Origin of the sequence: Nocardiopsis quinghaiensis (assembly GCF_008638365.1) — a bacterium.
In the GTDB taxonomy this organism is placed as follows: Bacteria; Actinomycetota; Actinomycetes; order Streptosporangiales; family Streptosporangiaceae; genus Nocardiopsis; species Nocardiopsis quinghaiensis.
Genome location: NZ_VWVU01000004.1, coordinates 1 through 15,557, shown reverse-complemented (window position 1 = coordinate 15,557; position 15,557 = coordinate 1). Strand labels below are relative to the sequence as shown.

The window sequence follows — 15,557 nt, the reverse complement described above, 5'->3', positions numbered from 1 at the left end:
ACCGCCCCTTCCCATGCGGGCGAAGCCCCCCGCGCACACGTGCGGGGCCGCCGGTCCGGCGGCCCCGCGTGGATCCGGGGGAACCCCTGCCGCTACTCCTCGTCGCCCGCCGCCGCGGCGGCGGCCTTGCGCTTGCGGGCGAAGTACAGGCCCGCGCCGCCGGCGCCGACCGCGGCGATCCCGGCTGCGACCAGACCGGTCAGGGCGCCACCGGTCACGGCGAGCTGCTCGTCGGCCTGCGGCTCGGGGGAGGACTTGTCGCCCTCGGTGCTGGAGTCGTCCTCCTCGGGCTTCTCCTCCTCCGGCTTCTCGGGCTCCTCGGGGTTCTCCTCCCCGGGCTCCTCGGGCTCCTCGGGGTTCTCCTCCCCGGGCTCCTCGGGCTCCTCGGGGTTCTCCTCCTCCGGCTTCTCCTCCTCGGAGATGACCTCCAGGCAGGAGGCCTCGGACAGGCCGAGCACGGACACGGCGTTGCCGCAGATGTCGACGGCCGCGTCGACCGGGACCACGACCTGGTTCCCGCTGCCGATACCGCCGGAGCCGTCGGTGGAGACGTCACCGCCCTCGTTCTCGGAGGAGCCCTGGATGACGTTGATGATGGTGGTGCACTTGGAGCTGGAGCCGCCCAGGATGGCCACCGAGTTGCCGCAGACGTTGATGGCGGCGTCCACGGGAACGATGATCTGGTTCCCGCTGGCCACACCACCCGAACCGTCGGTGGTGGTCCTGGGCTCGTCGGCGCTCTCCTTCTCCAGGGCCTCGACCACCTCGACGCACTCGGACTTGGAGATACCGCCGACGGAGGCCGCGTTGCCGCAGGCGTCGATGGCGGCGTCCACGGGAACGATGATCTGGTTCCCGCTGGCCACACCACCCGAACCGTCGGTGGTGGTGTCGCCCTTGCCGCTGGCCTCGTAGAGGACCTCCGAGACCTGCGTGCACGTGGCCTTGGAGATGCCGAGGACGGCGATCGAGTTGCCGCACAGGTCGGCCTCGACGTCCACGGGCACCACGACCTGGTTTCCGCTGCCGATGCCGCCGGAGCCGTCGGTGGAGGTGTCGGCGAAGGCCGCCGCGACGGGGGAGACGACCAGCCCCGCCGTCATGACGGTGGCGAAGGAGTAACGGAGTGTGTTGCGCATGTGCGGATGTGACCTTTCGCGGATACAGCCTGGGGATCGCGTCGGTTGTGACGCTGTGCCGTGGCGGACCGGTGCCCGCGTCAGTGGACGCGGCCCCGTGGACCACGGGCGGGGCGGGTCCGTCACCGGAGAAAACGGTGCAACGGCGGGGTGACCCGCGTGTGTGGAGTCGCGTTCCGGTTCGAAGTACGTTCCGTGGAACCGCCAACGGACCGAACGTTAGCAAGCCACTGGAGGTTCGCATGCGTTTTCGGAAAATGCCCTTCTCCGCTGCAAATACTCTTGGTTACCATACATGCACATATTGAGATGAGCACAGCTCACAGGAGTGACACAAGCAACACACGGCAACTGAATCAACACCCAAGGTGTCAAAGCGAAAAGAAATTTTTCCGGGTAAACCAGCCAAACGAACCAACGAAGCAGGTTCGTATATTCACTTCGCTGCCTTCGTCGAGCACTGTGAACTCGATGTCGGACTTTCCCTTCATGCGGAGAACGTCCTTTATGCCTGAAATACGATTAAGGCCCGAGAAACGAAGACCCCGGCCGGGTCAGACTTGTGGAGCTCGTACGCCGAGCGCACGGTCTCACCGGCGACGTGGTACTCCGAGCCCTTGTCCGGGCTCATCGCGACACCGGGGACCAGGTGGGAGGGCTCGAAGGCGGCCTGCTCGGTCTCGGCGAAGTGGTTCCGCGGGTTCCTGTTGGGGACGAACCGGCCGATGGTGATCTCCGGGTGGTCCTCGTGCGGCCACACCTTGGTGGGGTCGAACGGGTGAACCTTTAGCCGGCGGCGTCCTCGAAGGGCATGACCTGGACGTCGACGGTCCAGCCCGGGTGCTCGCCCCGCTCGATGGCCTGCCACAGGTCGCGGCGGTGCGCGTCCGGGCGGAGGCCGGCGGCGTCGCCCATGCCGCACAGCGGCACAGGAAAAAGATTGGAATGGCTCAAGAAAACGGGTCGCCCCAGTCTGCGCGGCCCCGCTTGCCGCCCATATGGACCCCCCAACCACGGGCATTCACCCACACCACACGCATCACCGCCCATACCAAAGGCAGCAAAAGCGCTGGTCATGTGCGCGTACCCTGGACCCGGCGAGCCGTCCCCCGCCAGGCCCGGCGGACCGTCCCGGCCGACGCGCCGTCGGTGCCGAGACCCGGTGCCCGGACTGCTCGACACCACATCGAACGCCCGCGTCCATTCCCGGTGACGGCTCAGGATGCCCTTCGGCATCCATCCAGTCACGACGGCCAACCGGAAACGTGTGACATGCGTCCTCACACCAGGACATGCCCCCCGTTTCCCCCGCCCTACTGGAGCATGCATGCACCCTGTATCCACGCGTCCCCGCACCCGTACGACGCTCTCGGTCAGCGTCGCGGCCCTCATACTCCTCCTCGCCGCCTGTTCCTCGGGCGAGGAGGCCTCGGACCAGAACGAGGGCGCGGCCGCTCCCAGCGACGAGGCCACCACCCCGGCGTCGCCCAGCACCGACCCCAAACCGGCCGGTGAGCCCTTCACCGTCGCCTTCGGCGGCGACGTGATGTTCGAGGGCGTCCTCGAACCGCGTCTGGCCGACCCCCAGACCGCGCTCGGCCCGATCTCCGAGCAGCTCTCGGCCGCCGACCTGGCCATGGTCAACCTGGAGACGGCCGTCACCGAGGGCGGCACGCCCGCCCCCGGCAAGCAGTACGTGTTCCGTGCGCCCGCGAGCTCCCTGGACGCCCTGGAGGCAGCCGGTGTGGACGTGGCCACCATCGCCAACAACCACGGCATGGACTACGGCGTGGAAGGCCTGACGGACACCCTGGAGAACGGTGACGCCTCCCCCGTCCAGCTGGTCGGCGCCGGGCGCGACATCGAGGAGGCCTACCGGCCCCACGTCTCCGAGGTCAACGGCCAGAGCGTCGCCATGTTCGGCGCCGCCGACGTCCTGGACGACCACCTCATCGACGCCTGGACTGCGGGCGAGGGCAAGCCCGGCATGGCCTCCACCAAGGGCGAGATGAAGCAGCGGATGCTCACCGCGGTCTCCGAGGCCGCCGCCGAGCACGACAACGTGGTGGTCTTCCTGCACTGGGGCCTGGAGGGCGCGCACTGCCCGCTCCCGCACGCGCCCACCCTCGCCGAGGAGCTGATCGAGGCGGGCGCGTCCGCCATCGTCGGCGGCCACGCGCACGTGCTGTCCCCGGGCGGGTTCATGGGCGACTCCTACGTGCACTACGGGCTGAGCAACTTCGCCTTCTACAACTTCAGCGGCCCCACCGCCGAGACGGGCGTGCTCACCCTCACCTTCGACCAGGGCAGCGTGACCCAGGCCGACTGGGCCCCCGCGCAGATCCAGGGCGGTGTCCCCATTCCCTACGAGGGCGCCGCGGCCGAGCAGGCCGAGCAGACCTGGCTGGACATGCGCACCGAGTGCGGGCTCCCGCTGACCGACTCGCCCGCGTAGGCGGTCCCGCGCGGGGAGTTCCTCCGAGCTCCGCTACCGCGGCGAGGAGGTCCCCGACGCGGCGACCCCGTGACGCGCGGCGACGTCCGCGATCTCGGCCAGCAGCCTGTGGCGGCGGGCCACCCCCAGGTAGGAGGCGTGCACGCCGTTCGCGGCGAGCCGGACCAGGTCCGCGGCGTCCAGGCCCAGCCGGTGGGCGGCGCGGTACTCGTTGGTCAGGTCGGTGCCGAACATGGTGGGGTCGTCGCTGTTGAGGGTGACCAGCAGCCCGGCCTCCAGCATGCGGGGCAGCGGGTGGTCCTCCAGCCGCGGCACCGCACGCGTGCGCAGGTTGGAGGTGGGGCTGACATCCACGGGGATCCGCCCCTCCGCGAGGCGTTCGACCAGGGCCCGGTCCCGCATGGAGTCGATGCCGTGGCCGATGCGCTCGGCGCCGAGGGCGTCCAGGGCCTCGCGCACCCGCTCCGGGCCGCCGTGCTCACCGGCGTGCGGCAGACTGGCCAGTCCGGCGGCGCGGGCCCGGCCGAACACCCCGGCGTACTGCTCCAGCGGGGTCTCCACCCCGCCGACGCCGAAGCCGACCACGCTGGGCGGCGCCTCGCGCAGGACCGCGTCCACGGTCGCCTCTGCGCTCTCCAGCCCGAAGTCGGCGGGGAAGTCGGGGATCCACCGCAGCTGGATTCCGTGCTCGGCCTCGGCCGCGCGGCGCGCCTCCTCGATGCCGTCGAAGACCACGCGGGCGGGCACCCCGCGCATCAGGTGGGCGTAGAGGCTGACGTGAACCTCGGCGTAGCGCACGTTCTGCGCGGCCAGGCGCTCGGCGACCGCCGACACCAGGAGGGCGAAGTCCCCCTCCTCGCACAGGGTCCGCACCGAGGCCAGGTAGACCTCGACGAAGTGCGGGAAATCGGTGAAGGCGTACCAGTCCCGGAGCTCCTCCAGGCCGCCGGGGACGTCCTCCACCCCGTGTCTGCGTGCCAGCTCGAACAGGGTGTCGGCGGGCATCGAGCCCTCTAGGTGGACGTGCAGTTCGACCTTGGGCAGCTCCCTGACGAGGGCCTCGACGTCGGCGGGGATGGCGTGGATGTCCATGGCGCGAGGCTACGCGCGCGCGTGCACCGCCCCAAAGCCGTTTCCGGCCAAGTTCACGGCCGTCCGTCAGAAGCCCCGTCGGAACCCCGCCGGAAGCCCTCCGGGAGGGGAGGGGCCGGGCGCGCGCCCCGGCGCGCCCGGCCCCGTGGCGGTCAGACGGAGGGCGCGCCGCCGTTCACCCGGCGCGGCACGCCGAGCGGGTTGTCGTCGCGCAGCTCCGGGGGCAGCAGCGACTGCGGGACCGACTGGTAGGTGACCGGGCGCAGGAAGCGCCGGATCGCGGTGGTGCCCACCGAGGTGTGCAGCGGCGCGGTGGTCGCGGGGTAGGGACCGCCGTGGGTCATCGCGTAGGTGACCGCCACCCCGGTCGGCCATCCGTTCCAGAGCACCCGTCCGGCCAGGGACGCGCCCAGGGCCAGCAGAGCGGGCGCGATCTCGTCGTCCTCCTCGCCCTGCACGGTGACGGTGAGCTGGCCGCCGAACACCCCGGCCGCCTCCAGCAGCCGCCGCTCGTCGGCGTAGGTCACCACGAGGGTCGCCGGGCCGAAGCACTCCTCCAGGAGGGTGTCGGCGTTCTCCAGCAGGGAGTCCAGGTCAGTGCGCAACAGGGACGGCGTCCAGTCGTCGCCGGTCCGCTTCCCCTGGACCAGGACCTCGGTGGCCGGGTGGCCGCTCAGGGTGTCCAGGTTCCGGGCGAAGCCCTCGGCGACCCGCTCGTTGAGCAGGGGGGCGGCCGCCCGCGCGGAGAAGTCCTCGACGAGGGCGTCGAGCTTGGTCTCCTCGGGCAGGAACACCACCCCGGGCTTGGTGCAGAACTGGCCCGCGCCCATGGCGGCCGATCCCGCGTAACCGCTGAGGATCTCGTCGCCGCGCGCCGCGGCGGCCCCGCGGGTGACGAACACCGGGTTCACGCTGCCCAACTCCCCGTAGAAGGGGATGGGGTCGGGCCGGGAGGCGGCGAGGTCGAAGAGGGCCCGCCCGCCGGGGATGGAACCGGTGAAGCCGACGGCCCTGGTGAGCGGGTGCGTGACCGCACGCTTACCGGCCTCCAGCCCCTCGACCAGGGCGAAGGCGCCCTCGGGCGCCCCGGCGTCGGCGAGCGCGGCGACCACGGTCTCGGTGGTGCGCCGGGCCAGCCGGGGGTGTCCGGGATGGGCCTTGACGACCACCGGGCATCCGGCGGCCAGGGCGGAGGCGGTGTCCCCTCCGGCCGTGGCGAAGGCGAACGGGAAGTTGCTCGCCCCGAACACCACCACCGGTCCGAGCGGGACCAGCAGGCGGCGCACGTCCGGGCGCGGGGTGCCCCAGTCGGGGTCGGCGGGGTCCACGGCCGCCTCCAGGTAGGAGCCGTCCTCCAGGGCCTCGGCGAACAGGCGCAGCTGGAAGGTGGTGCGGCCCAGCTCACCGCGGCAGCGCGCCTCCGGGTAGTGCGCCTCCTCCATCGCGATCGGCACGAGGTCGTCGGCGGCGGAGTCCAGGGCGTCGGCGACGGCGCGCAGCAGTCGGGCGCGCTCGGCCGGGGCGAGGGCGGCCAGGAACGGAGCCGCCGCTGCGGCCCGTTCCAGGACGGAGTCGAGTTCCTCCGGTGTGGTGTCCGGGACGGTGGTCATGGCTCAGCCTCCAGGAGGGTGTGTACGCTGCGTCGACCCGATCCAACCATGCTAGGACCTATCTGGAAAGCGCTATCCAACCGGGTCGGGCATCGTCCTCCCGCACAGCCGGACTCCCGGCCCCGCCAGGGGCTCAGGCCCCTTCCTCCAAGGGACCTCGGCACGAAACTGGAATTTCCCCGGAACCAGGTGATTCCATAAAGGCATCATAGGAGCCGTGACGACAAACTCCCGAAGCTCAACTCCCCCGAGGTCGCGACGGTCCCCAGGCGCCACGGGGAGTACCCGCGCGTCACGCGAGACCCGTGGACGGACCGGCGCCTCCCACGACGAACTCGCCTTCGCCCAGGCCCCCCTGCGAAGACTGCCCGCCCAGCAGCGCAGTATGCTCAGGGTCCAGCGTATGCTCGACTGCTGTGCCGAACTCCTCGACGAGGTCGGCTACGACAACCTCTCGACCACGAGGATCGCCGAGCGCGCCGGGGTCGCGATCGGCTCCGTCTACCAGTTCTTCCCGGACAAGAAGGCCATCACCCAGGCACTAGGGCTGCGCTTCCTCGACCAGTTCGGCTCGCGCGTCACCGAACGCCTGGCCGAGGCCTCCTTCAGCCACTGGACCCACGCCGTCGACGCCGTCGTCGACGAGTACGTCGACATGCACCGCCACGTGCCCGGCTTCCGCAGCCTGCACTTCGGTGACGTCGTCGACCCCCGCCTCCTCCACGGGGGCGCCGACAACAACCGCGTCATCTCCGTCCGCCTGCGCAGGATCATCGTTTCTGTCACAGGCATCCCCGATGATGAAGGACTGGACCGGGCCATCCACGTCGCGGTCGAATCCGCCGACGCCGTACTCAAGCTCGCCTTCCGGGGCGACCCCGACGGCGATCCCGTCCTCATCCACGAGGCCAAGCGCCTGGTCAGCAGTTACCTGTCCCACTTCTCCCGACACAACGGAGGCGACCATCCGTGGTAGCCGACGCCGGCACCCTCTCCCAGCCCGTCACCGGTACCGCCGCCGGAGTACCCTTCCTGGCCCTGCCGCCCGCCAACGGTGACGTCCCGGCCCCGCTCGTCCTGGGCCTGCACGCCTTCGAGCCGCCACGCGCCGAGTCCGCCCTCGCCGGAACCGCGCCCATGGCGCCGCTCCCGGCCTGGCGGGTCTACCTCGGCCTCCCCCTGTTCGGAGCCAGGCTCCCCGAGGGCGGCGTCGCCGAGGTCAACCGGCGCGGCGAGAGCGACTACCTCGTCGAGCTGTTCGGCCCGGTGGTGGAGGAGGCGGCCGCCGAGCTGCACCGTGTCACCGCCGAACTACGCGCCGCCTTCCCCGTCACCGACGACCCCGTCGGCCTGGTCGGCGTGGGCGCCGGGGCCGCGGCCGTCCTGCTCAGCCTCGCGGAGGGACGCGTGCCCGTCGGCGCCGCCGCGGTCATCAACCCGGTCGTGGACCCGGCCCTGGTCATCGCCGCCCGCGAGCGGCACACCGGCGCCCACTACGAGTGGACCGAGCAGGCCTGGAACACGCGCGGCTGGCTGGACTTCGGCAGCCGCGCCGAGGAGGTCGCCCGGAACGGCGTCCCCCTGCTCGTCGTCAGCGGGGGGCAGGACGAGGTCGTGCCCCCCGAATACGGGCGATCGCTGCACGACGCCCTGGCCTCCCACGTCCCCGGGCACGCGCTCCGTCACATCGTGGTACCCGACCTGGCCCACTCCATCGGGCCGGAACCCGGCCTCCGTCCCGGTCCGCTCACCCCGGCCGGGGTCCTCACCGACCGCGCGCTGACCGAGTGGTTCCACCTGCACCTGACGTCCTCCTCCCAGGCCCGGGGGGCCGGGGAAGCCTAGTGCGGTGACCGCGGGGGTTCGGCGGGGCGTGCCCGGCCACGGTGATCTTGCTCCCAGTGGCACTGTCGGCGCTCCACGGAGACGCCAGGAGCAGGACCAGCGCGGAGGGGACCCCCTGGTTCGCACCCGCGACGCCTTCGGCCAGCCCACTGGGCCGGGCCGCCCGTGCCCGCGGCCCGTCCGGGCGGGGCACCGACCGTTCACCGCGTACACTCCGCCGCATCCTCCGGCGGCCTCCCGGCGGACGCCGCCGTGACAGCCGGCACGCGTTCCATGGGACCATCCAGTGGCGACCGCCCCGAGCGGTCCGCCTGACCGTTTCGACTCATCCCTCAGGAGGGCGAACCACGTGACGGAACCGGCACCGGTCTTTGCCAGCGGGGTCGACAACGAGCGGTTGAACGCGCAACTGCGCTTCCTTCTGGAAGTCGACAAACTCAAGCGCATCCTGCGGCAGTGCCTCCTCGTGGACGGCTCCCGCCGTGAGAACTCGGCCGAGCACTCCTGGCACCTGGCACTGTCCGCCCGCACCTTCGCCGAGTACGCGCCCGAGGGCACCGACATCGACCGGGTCGTCGAGATGCTGACACTGCACGACATCGTAGAGATCGACGCCGGGGACACGTTCCTCTTCGACGAGGTCAGCGCCGAGGCCCGGGCCGAGCGCGAGCGCGCCGCGGCCGACCGCATCTTCCCCCTGCTGCCCGAGGACCAGGCGGAACGGGCCCGCGAGCTCTGGGAGGAGTTCGAGGCACGCGCCACACCCGAAGCCCGTTTCGCCCACGCGGTCGACCGGTTGTCGCCCATGCTCGCCGACTGGCACAACGAGGGCGGCTCCTGGGTGCGCTTCGGCGTCACGCGGGCGCAGGTGATGGCGAAGGTCAAGCAGATCCAGGAGGGGTCGGAGGCGCTCGGAGCCTACGCGACCGCCCTGGTGGACGACGCCGACCGCCGGGGCTACCTCCGCACCTGACCCCGCCCGGGCGGAGGCTCAGACCCGGCCCATGAGGAGCTGGACCACCGCGGACATGCCCACGAGCACCAGGCACGCGCGCAGCGCCGTCGAGCTGAGCCTGCGCCCGAACCTCGCGCCGAGGTAGCCCCCGACGACGGTCCCGACCGCGATGAGGCCGACCACCGGCCAGGCGGGCGAGGCCAGCACGATGTAGAACACCGCGGCGGTGCCGTTGACGATGGTGGTGAGCACGTTCTTCAGCGCGTTGAGCCGCTGGATGTCGTCGTCCAGCGCGGTGCCGAGGAGACTCATCAGGACGATCCCCTGCGCGGCGGCGAAGTAGCCGCCGTAGGTCCCGGTCGCGTAGACGCCCAGCGGCAGCAGCGGACCGCCGTTCCTGCGGGCGGGCCCGCGGGCGCGCATCCACCTGGTGATCCGGGGCTGGACGAGGATCAGCACGCAGGCGAAGCCGATCATGAACGGCACCACGACCTCGAACACGCCCGGAGGCAGGTAGATCAGCAGCAGGGCGCCGGTCACCGCGCCGAGGAAGGACATGCTGCCGAGCCGCAGGACCCTGGCGCGCTGGTCGACCAGCTCCCGGCGGTAGGCGATGGTGCCGCTGAGCGTCCCGGGGGCCAGGCCGATGCTGTTGGAGATGGTCGCGGTGATGGGCGGGTAGCCCAGTGCCAGGAGTACGGGGAAGGTGAACAGGGTCCCCGACCCGGCGATGGCGTTGATCCCGCCCGCGGCCACACCGGCGAGGAGGATGAGAGCCGCTTCCCAGAGTTCCATCCACCCAGCCTTCCTGCTCCGTGCTCCCCGGCGGTCGAGGGCCACAACAGCCTACGAGGACGGGTTTCGGAGCCTTCACGCCGGGAGGCGCCCAACGCCGGGAACGGGGCCCCGCGGATCGCGGAACCCCGTTCTCGGTACGCGTGTCGCCTCCGGGCCGGGTCAGGGAACCCGGACCACGTCCTCACGCAGCCGGTCGAAGGCGGCGCCGACCCCCTGGAGGGCCTGTCCCATCTCGGACGGGACGATCCACACCTTGTTGGCGTCGCCCCGGGCGATCTCCGGAAGCTTCTGGAGGTAGTGGTAGGCCAGCACGTCCGGGTCGACCCGGCTGGTGTGCAGGGCCTTGAACACCAGGTGGATGCTGTCGGCCTCACTGCGGGCCCGTATCGTCTGGGCCTCGGCGTCGGCCTTGGCGGTGATCGCCTGTGCCTCGGCGCTGCCCCTGGCCCGCAGCACCGCCGCCGAGCGCTCACCCTCGGCGCGCAGCACCGCGGACTGCTTCTCGCCCTCGGCGCTGAGCAGCTGGGCGCGCTTCTCCCGGTCGGCGCGCATCTGCATCTCCATCGCCTCCTGCACGGAGGAGGGCGGTTCGATGCCCTTGAGCTCGATGCGGCTGATCTCTATGCCCCAGTCGCGGGTGGCCTCGTCCAGCACCGTCTTGAGCTCGCGGTTGATCTGGTCGCGGGAGGTGAGCGTGCCCTCCAGGTTCATACCGCCGATGACGTTGCGCAGCGTGGCCAGGGTCAGCTGTTCGACGGCCTGGATGAAGTTGGCGACCTCGTAGGTGGCCCGGTAGGCGTCGATGACCCGGATGTAGACCGCCGAGTCGACCTCGACCGCGAGGTTGTCCTCGGTGATGGCCGACTGCGGCGGGAAGCTCACGACCTGGACGCGGCGGTCGATCCGCTCGCGTACCTGGTCCACCCCGGGTATGACGACGTTGAAACCCGAACTCAACGTCCGGTGGAACTTACCGAAGCGCTCGACGACGTCCTCCATCGAATGCGGAACGATACGCACGCTCCGCCAGAAGATGAGCAACAGGACGGCGACGAAAAGCGCCACGATGATGATCATGGTCATGGGGCCACCCCGGTCTCCGGACTGGGGGCGGCGTTCAGCATCGGCATCTGGGCGGCTCCGGATTTCCTGACGGGGGTGACAGGGCGGCGCGGGCACGGACCGCGTACCGGCGGCTCCGCCCACCCGAAGATCATAAAGCGCGCCGAAACAGAGCGATCCGCTCACCGAGCGCTGACGCTACCCCATATGTGTCGGGGCGACCACATTCGGACAGAAATCCTATTTAAGGACAATAGGCCGGACACAAAAGACAGCGACCATAACAACCTGACATGGTGGTAGGCGGTAAGCGGGCTCTTCCCCCGTACCGGGATCCGCATACGGCACCTGGTTCGCAGGACACGCTTTTCCCGACCATGAGGAACCGCCTCCTCAGCCCGCGCGCCCTCTCCGACCGGGCCGGCCCGTGGGGGCCGTCGAACCCGTAGGAGGGGAGCGGGGAGGAGGATCAGACGGCCCGCGCGGTCCAGCGCTCACCGTCGCGCTCCACCTTCAGCGGCAGGCCGAAGGCCTCCGACAGGTTCTCGGCGGTCAGGACCCCGTCGATCGGGCCGGCCTGCACCACCGCGCCCTCACGCAGCAGCAGCGCGTGCGTGGTCCCGGCGGGGATCTCCTCCACGTGGTGGGAGACCACCACCAGCGAGGGCGCGGCCTCGTTGCGGGCCAGGTTGCCGAGCCTGCGCAGCAGGTCCTCGCGACCGCCCAGGTCCAGCCCGGCGGCGGGCTCGTCCAGGAGCAGCAGCTCGGGGTCGGCCATCAGCGCACGGGCGATCAGCACACGCTTGCGCTCGCCCTCGGACAGGGTGTGGAACCGGCGGTCGGCCAGGTCGCCGACTCCCCAGTGGCCCAGCAGGGCGCGTGCACGACCGTAGTCAGGGGTCCCGTACTCCTCGCGGAAGCGCCCCACGTAGCCGTAGGCGGCGCTCAACACGATGTCGAGGACCTCGGTGTCCTCCCCGATCCGCGACGCCACCGCGGCGCCCGCGTAGCCGATGAGCGGGCGCAGCTCGAACACGTCCACCCGCCCCAGTCTCTCCCCGAGGATCTCCACCTCTCCGCTGGTGGGATGCGTCTGGCTGTACACCACGTTCAGCAGTGTGGTCTTGCCCGCACCGTTGGGGCCGAGGACCACCCAGCGCTCTCCCTCCAGCACCGTCCAGTCCACGCCGTCCAACAGGTTGGCGTCACCCCGTCGAACCGTGACCCCGTTCAGGCCCAGAACCCGCCCGTCCATCGTCCTCCCTCACATCACGTCCCACGCCGGTGCACGGGCCGACCTACCCTGAAGCAATGCATCTCACGTCCGCACCACTCGTCGCCTGGGGCAACGCCTGGCTGTCCGGACACGTCGGACTCGACGACGCCGTAGACGCCGTCGAACGGCTTGGCGGCCCCAGCCTGATCGGGACAGTACCCGCAGCGGACCTGCTCTTCGACAGCGGTGTACCGCTGCGGGTCGCACTGGCACGGCTCCGTGGCCTGGGGTTGTCCGCGTTCCGGTTGGCGCTGCCCGCCTGGGGGGATCCCCTCGGGCTGGTGGGCCCCAAGGAACTCAACCAGGCCGCCATCGAAGCGCAGGAGGGAGTGCTGACGCAGCTCGCCGACCGGCAGGTGGGCCTGGTGCCCGCCGCCGACCGACGTGGTTCATCCTATGTGGGCGTCGCCTGGACACCGTATCCGGCGAACGACACCCCTCCCCAGGTACCGGACCTGGCCGAGGCGGAGCAGGCCCTGAAACTCACCCTCATCGAGGTCGCCGAGCTGATGGAGGGCGTGAACGACATCGCGTCGTTCGCGCCGGGCGTACACCGCCGGCTGGGAGGGCTGGACGGCGGTGGGACGCCGCCGTCCCTGGCGCGCGGATACCCGCCGCGCGCCCACCGGGTGGCGGCGCAGGCCGAACGGCTGGCGAAGGTGGTGGAGCTGGCCGAGCCGTCGTCGGGGCGGGGGATGACCGCGCAGCAGGTGTCGGACCGCGGCGAGGCACTGCGGCGGCTGGACTCCGCGGTACGCAGGGCCCTGGTGGCCGCGCACGCGGCGATCGCCCTGCCCTCTCCCGGTTCGGGGCGCCGGAGGGCCGAGGAGGGGCAGTAGAAGGAGTGGGGGAGTAGGGGGAGTCTCCGGGTAACGCCAGGGAAGATACCTGATCCACAGGGGCGGGGGAACGCCGATACTGGATGTGTGGCAGGCCGGGACCCCGGCCCCACGGATGGAAACGAGGAGACCCGTCATCATGCAGCCCGAGCACATCCGAGCCTCCGACGCGGACCGGGACAAGGTCGCCGAACGGCTGCGGGAGGCCCTGGCAGAAGGACGCCTCAGCCCCGTGGAGCACGAGGAGCGGCTGGACACCCTGTACAGGGCCAAGACCCTCGGCGAACTCGCCCCCATCGTGGAGGACCTGCCCTCCCCCGGTTACGACTACGCGTCCATGGAGCGGCGCTCGACGACGCCCAGCGGCATGGAGGTCCTGGGCAGCGAGGCCCGCGACCTGGCCGGGCAGAGCAAGGGGGCGGAGAACCTGGTCGCGGTGTTCGGCGGCTGCGAGCGCAAGGGCCGCTGGCTGGTCGAGCCCCGGACGAACGTGTCCGTGCTGTGCGGCGGGGTCAACCTGGACCTGCGCGAGGCCGTGCTCAGCCAGCACGAGGTGACCGTCCAGGTCGCGGTGATCATGGGCGGGGTGGAGATCATCGTGCCGCACGGGGTCAGGGTGATCAACAACACGTCGGCGATCCTGGGCGGCACGGACCTGCACGGAACGGACCAGGTCACGGACCCGAACGCCCCGGTCGTGCGGTTGACGGGCACCTGCATGCTGGGCGGGGTGGACATCAAGGCCAAGGATCCCAAGCGCAGGAAGAAGAAGAGGTGACCACCAGCTGTCCACATGGTGGACTAGCTGGGAAAAGAGCCCGCCCTGCACGACTGCTCCACATCTGGGCCGAGTACCGTGGGTGGCGCCATGAATGAGAAATCCACGTTGCTGGTGACGGTGACCGGCCACGACCGTCCGGGCATCAGCGCCCGTCTCCTGAGCACCCTCTCCGTCTTCCCGGTGACCATCGTCGACCTCGAACAGGTGGTCCTCGCGGGACGCCTGGTACTGGGCGCGGTCCTCGGTGTGGACGAACGGGTGGCTCCCGGTGTGAGCCGCCAGCGGGTCTTCGAGGAGGTCCGCAGCGCGCTCGACAAGACCGCGATCGACCTCGACATGGAGGTCGGCTACGGCGAGGGCAACGGTCGTGTGAACGCCTTCGGCCCCGGCCACCTGCACGTGACCGTCCTGGCCGACCCGCTGCGCCCCGGCGCCCTGGGCGCCATCACGTCGTGCGTGGCGCGCGCGGGCGCGAACATCGACCGCATCGAGCGCCTGTCCAGCTACCCGGTGACCTCCGTGGAGATGGAGATCTCCGGCGGCCACGCCGACCAGCTGCGCGCCGAGCTGGCCATGGAGGCCTCCACCCAGGGGGTGGACGTCGCGGTGCAGCAGAGCGGCCTGCACCGGCGCGGCAAGCACCTCATCGTCATGGACGTGGACTCCACGCTGATCCAGGGCGAGGTGATCGAGCTCCTGGCGGCCCACGCGGGCTGCGCGGACGAGGTCGCCCGGGTCACCGAGGAGGCCATGCGCGGGGAGCTGGACTTCGAGGAGTCCCTGCGCCGCCGCGTCTCTCTGCTGAAGGGCCTGGACGCCTCCGCCATCGGCAAGGTGTGCGAGGAGATCCAGCTGACCCCGGGCGCCCGGACCCTCGTACGCACCCTGAAGCGCCTGGGCTACGAGTTCGGGATCGTCAGCGGCGGCTTCACCCAGATCACCGACGTACTCGTGGAGCGCCTGGGCCTGGACTACGCCGCCGCGAACACCCTGGAGGTCGTCGACGGCAAGCTGACGGGCGAGCTGGTCGGTCCGATCATCGACCGCAAGGGCAAGGCGACCACCCTGAAGCGGTTCGCCGCGGATGCCGGCGTGCCCCTGGAGCAGACGGTGGCGGTCGGCGACGGCGCCAACGACCTGGACATGCTCCAGGTCGCGGGCCTGGGCGTGGCCTTCAACGCCAAACCGGTCGTGCGCCGGCAGGCCGACACCTCGGTGAACGTGCCCTACCTGGACACGATCGCGTTCATCCTCGGCATCACCCGCGAGGAGATCGAAGCCGCCGACCTGCACGCCCAGGCGGAGTCACCCTCCCTCTGATCAGCGTGCGCCCACAGCGGTAGCCCGCCCCAGGGGGCTGGGGAAGCCTGTGCAGGTGGTTCGTCGTCGTGTGCTCCGCCCCCGCGCGACCGGAACCCACCCCACCCACGCACGGCCGACCGTTCCCCACCCCGGAACACCCCCACCCTTTGTTCACACGTTCACAAACCCGGGCGGACAAACACCCCACACACCCACACCACCCACCCCCACACACAAAAAAAGGGGGGCCACCCCGCAAGGCGACCCCCCCAAAACAAACCGTGGCAGCAACCTACTCTCCCACCCCACCACAGGGCAGTACCATCAGCGCAAAGAGACTTAACGACCGGGTTCGGAAAGAGACCGGGTGTGACCCTCCAGCAATAACCACCACGGAAACCCA

At 70.8% G+C, this 15,557-nt stretch carries 13 protein-coding genes, 1 rRNA gene and 1 pseudogene; 7 read left to right on the top strand and 8 right to left on the bottom strand.

Annotated features, from left to right (window positions below; all coding sequences use genetic code 11):
- Nucleotides 1-92 precede the first annotated feature (92 nt).
- The gene (locus FYX01_RS10765) at nt 93-1,139 is read right to left on the bottom strand and encodes a chaplin (protein WP_150240157.1); all 1,047 of its coding nucleotides are present in this window, start codon (nt 1,137-1,139) and stop codon (nt 93-95) included.
- 616 nt (nt 1,140-1,755) lie between these two features.
- Nucleotides 1,756-2,030: pseudogene (locus FYX01_RS26605) on the bottom strand (catalase); the annotation flags it as partial.
- Nucleotides 2,031-2,466: 436 nt separating this feature from the next.
- Here FYX01_RS26605 and FYX01_RS10755 point away from each other — a divergent pair.
- Nucleotides 2,467-3,594, top strand: a complete 1,128-nt coding sequence (locus FYX01_RS10755; protein ID WP_150240155.1) for a CapA family protein — start codon at nt 2,467-2,469, stop codon at nt 3,592-3,594.
- 33 nt (nt 3,595-3,627) lie between these two features.
- On the opposite strand, the gene add is transcribed toward FYX01_RS10755, so the two are convergent.
- Both add and FYX01_RS10745 read right to left on the bottom strand, forming a co-directional pair.
- The gene (add, locus tag FYX01_RS10750) at nt 3,628-4,686 is read right to left on the bottom strand and encodes an adenosine deaminase (RefSeq protein WP_150240153.1); all 1,059 of its coding nucleotides are present in this window, start codon (nt 4,684-4,686) and stop codon (nt 3,628-3,630) included.
- A gap of 152 nt (nt 4,687-4,838) precedes the next feature.
- Nucleotides 4,839-6,296, bottom strand: a complete 1,458-nt coding sequence (locus tag FYX01_RS10745) for an aldehyde dehydrogenase (NADP(+)) (RefSeq protein WP_150240151.1) — start codon at nt 6,294-6,296, stop codon at nt 4,839-4,841.
- A gap of 385 nt (nt 6,297-6,681) precedes the next feature.
- Here FYX01_RS10745 and FYX01_RS10740 point away from each other — a divergent pair, with 385 nt between their 5' ends.
- The 3 genes from FYX01_RS10740 (at nt 6,682) to FYX01_RS10730 (ending at nt 9,114) form a co-directional block, all read left to right on the top strand.
- Nucleotides 6,682-7,272 carry a TetR/AcrR family transcriptional regulator gene (locus FYX01_RS10740; protein WP_150240149.1) on the top strand — a complete coding sequence of 197 codons (591 nt, stop codon included), beginning with the start codon at nt 6,682-6,684 and terminating at the stop codon, nt 7,270-7,272.
- Nucleotides 7,266-8,141, top strand: a complete 876-nt coding sequence (locus FYX01_RS10735; RefSeq protein ID WP_150240146.1) for an alpha/beta hydrolase family protein — start codon at nt 7,266-7,268, stop codon at nt 8,139-8,141. Before FYX01_RS10740 ends, FYX01_RS10735 begins: the two co-directional genes overlap by 7 nt.
- Nucleotides 8,142-8,490: 349 nt before the next feature.
- Nucleotides 8,491-9,114: an HD domain-containing protein gene (locus FYX01_RS10730; RefSeq protein WP_150240143.1), complete on the top strand. Its 624-nt coding sequence runs from the start codon at nt 8,491-8,493 to the stop codon at nt 9,112-9,114.
- Between the two features lie 18 nt (nt 9,115-9,132).
- Here FYX01_RS10730 and FYX01_RS10725 read toward each other — a convergent pair whose 3' ends face one another.
- The 3 genes from FYX01_RS10725 to FYX01_RS10715 all read right to left on the bottom strand — a co-directional run bounded on the left by FYX01_RS10725 (nt 9,133) and on the right by FYX01_RS10715 (nt 12,211).
- Entirely contained in the window at nt 9,133-9,891 is a 759-nt protein-coding gene (locus tag FYX01_RS10725) for a sulfite exporter TauE/SafE family protein (protein ID WP_150240141.1), read from the bottom strand.
- Nucleotides 9,892-10,053: 162 nt separating this feature from the next.
- Nucleotides 10,054-10,977, bottom strand: a complete 924-nt coding sequence (locus FYX01_RS10720) for an SPFH domain-containing protein (protein ID WP_150240139.1) — start codon at nt 10,975-10,977, stop codon at nt 10,054-10,056.
- Between the two features lie 448 nt (nt 10,978-11,425).
- Nucleotides 11,426-12,211, bottom strand: coding sequence for an ABC transporter ATP-binding protein (locus FYX01_RS10715; protein WP_150240137.1), 786 nt, complete (start codon nt 12,209-12,211; stop codon nt 11,426-11,428).
- Between the two features lie 56 nt (nt 12,212-12,267).
- Here FYX01_RS10715 and FYX01_RS10710 point away from each other — a divergent pair, with 56 nt between their 5' ends.
- The 3 genes from FYX01_RS10710 to serB all read left to right on the top strand — a co-directional run bounded on the left by FYX01_RS10710 (nt 12,268) and on the right by serB (nt 15,172).
- Nucleotides 12,268-13,071 carry a hypothetical protein gene (locus FYX01_RS10710; RefSeq protein WP_150240135.1) on the top strand — a complete coding sequence of 268 codons (804 nt, stop codon included), beginning with the start codon at nt 12,268-12,270 and terminating at the stop codon, nt 13,069-13,071.
- A 139-nt stretch (nt 13,072-13,210) separates the two neighbouring features.
- Entirely contained in the window at nt 13,211-13,849 is a 639-nt protein-coding gene (locus tag FYX01_RS10705; protein ID WP_150240133.1) for a DUF1707 SHOCT-like domain-containing protein, read from the top strand.
- Nucleotides 13,850-13,939: 90 nt separating this feature from the next.
- Nucleotides 13,940-15,172: a phosphoserine phosphatase SerB gene (serB, locus tag FYX01_RS10700; protein WP_150240131.1), complete on the top strand. Its 1,233-nt coding sequence runs from the start codon at nt 13,940-13,942 to the stop codon at nt 15,170-15,172.
- A gap of 261 nt (nt 15,173-15,433) precedes the next feature.
- Here the strand turns inward: serB and rrf are convergent.
- Nucleotides 15,434-15,549: ribosomal RNA gene (gene rrf, locus FYX01_RS10695) — 5S ribosomal RNA — on the bottom strand.
- Nucleotides 15,550-15,557 lie beyond the last annotated feature (8 nt).

Coding starts and splice junctions, on each gene's coding strand:
- FYX01_RS10765 (WP_150240157.1), bottom strand. CDS start 1,139: ATGCGCAACACACTCCGTTACTCCTTCGCCACCGTCATGACGGCGGGG.
- FYX01_RS10755 (WP_150240155.1), top strand. CDS start 2,467: ATGCACCCTGTATCCACGCGTCCCCGCACCCGTACGACGCTCTCGGTC.
- add (WP_150240153.1), bottom strand. CDS start 4,686: ATGGACATCCACGCCATCCCCGCCGACGTCGAGGCCCTCGTCAGGGAG.
- FYX01_RS10745 (WP_150240151.1), bottom strand. CDS start 6,296: ATGACCACCGTCCCGGACACCACACCGGAGGAACTCGACTCCGTCCTG.
- FYX01_RS10740 (WP_150240149.1), top strand. CDS start 6,682: ATGCTCAGGGTCCAGCGTATGCTCGACTGCTGTGCCGAACTCCTCGAC.
- FYX01_RS10725 (WP_150240141.1), bottom strand. CDS start 9,891: ATGGAACTCTGGGAAGCGGCTCTCATCCTCCTCGCCGGTGTGGCCGCG.
- FYX01_RS10720 (WP_150240139.1), bottom strand. CDS start 10,977: ATGACCATGATCATCATCGTGGCGCTTTTCGTCGCCGTCCTGTTGCTC.
- FYX01_RS10715 (WP_150240137.1), bottom strand. CDS start 12,211: ATGGACGGGCGGGTTCTGGGCCTGAACGGGGTCACGGTTCGACGGGGT.
- FYX01_RS10710 (WP_150240135.1), top strand. CDS start 12,268: ATGCATCTCACGTCCGCACCACTCGTCGCCTGGGGCAACGCCTGGCTG.
- FYX01_RS10705 (WP_150240133.1), top strand. CDS start 13,211: ATGCAGCCCGAGCACATCCGAGCCTCCGACGCGGACCGGGACAAGGTC.
- serB (WP_150240131.1), top strand. CDS start 13,940: ATGAATGAGAAATCCACGTTGCTGGTGACGGTGACCGGCCACGACCGT.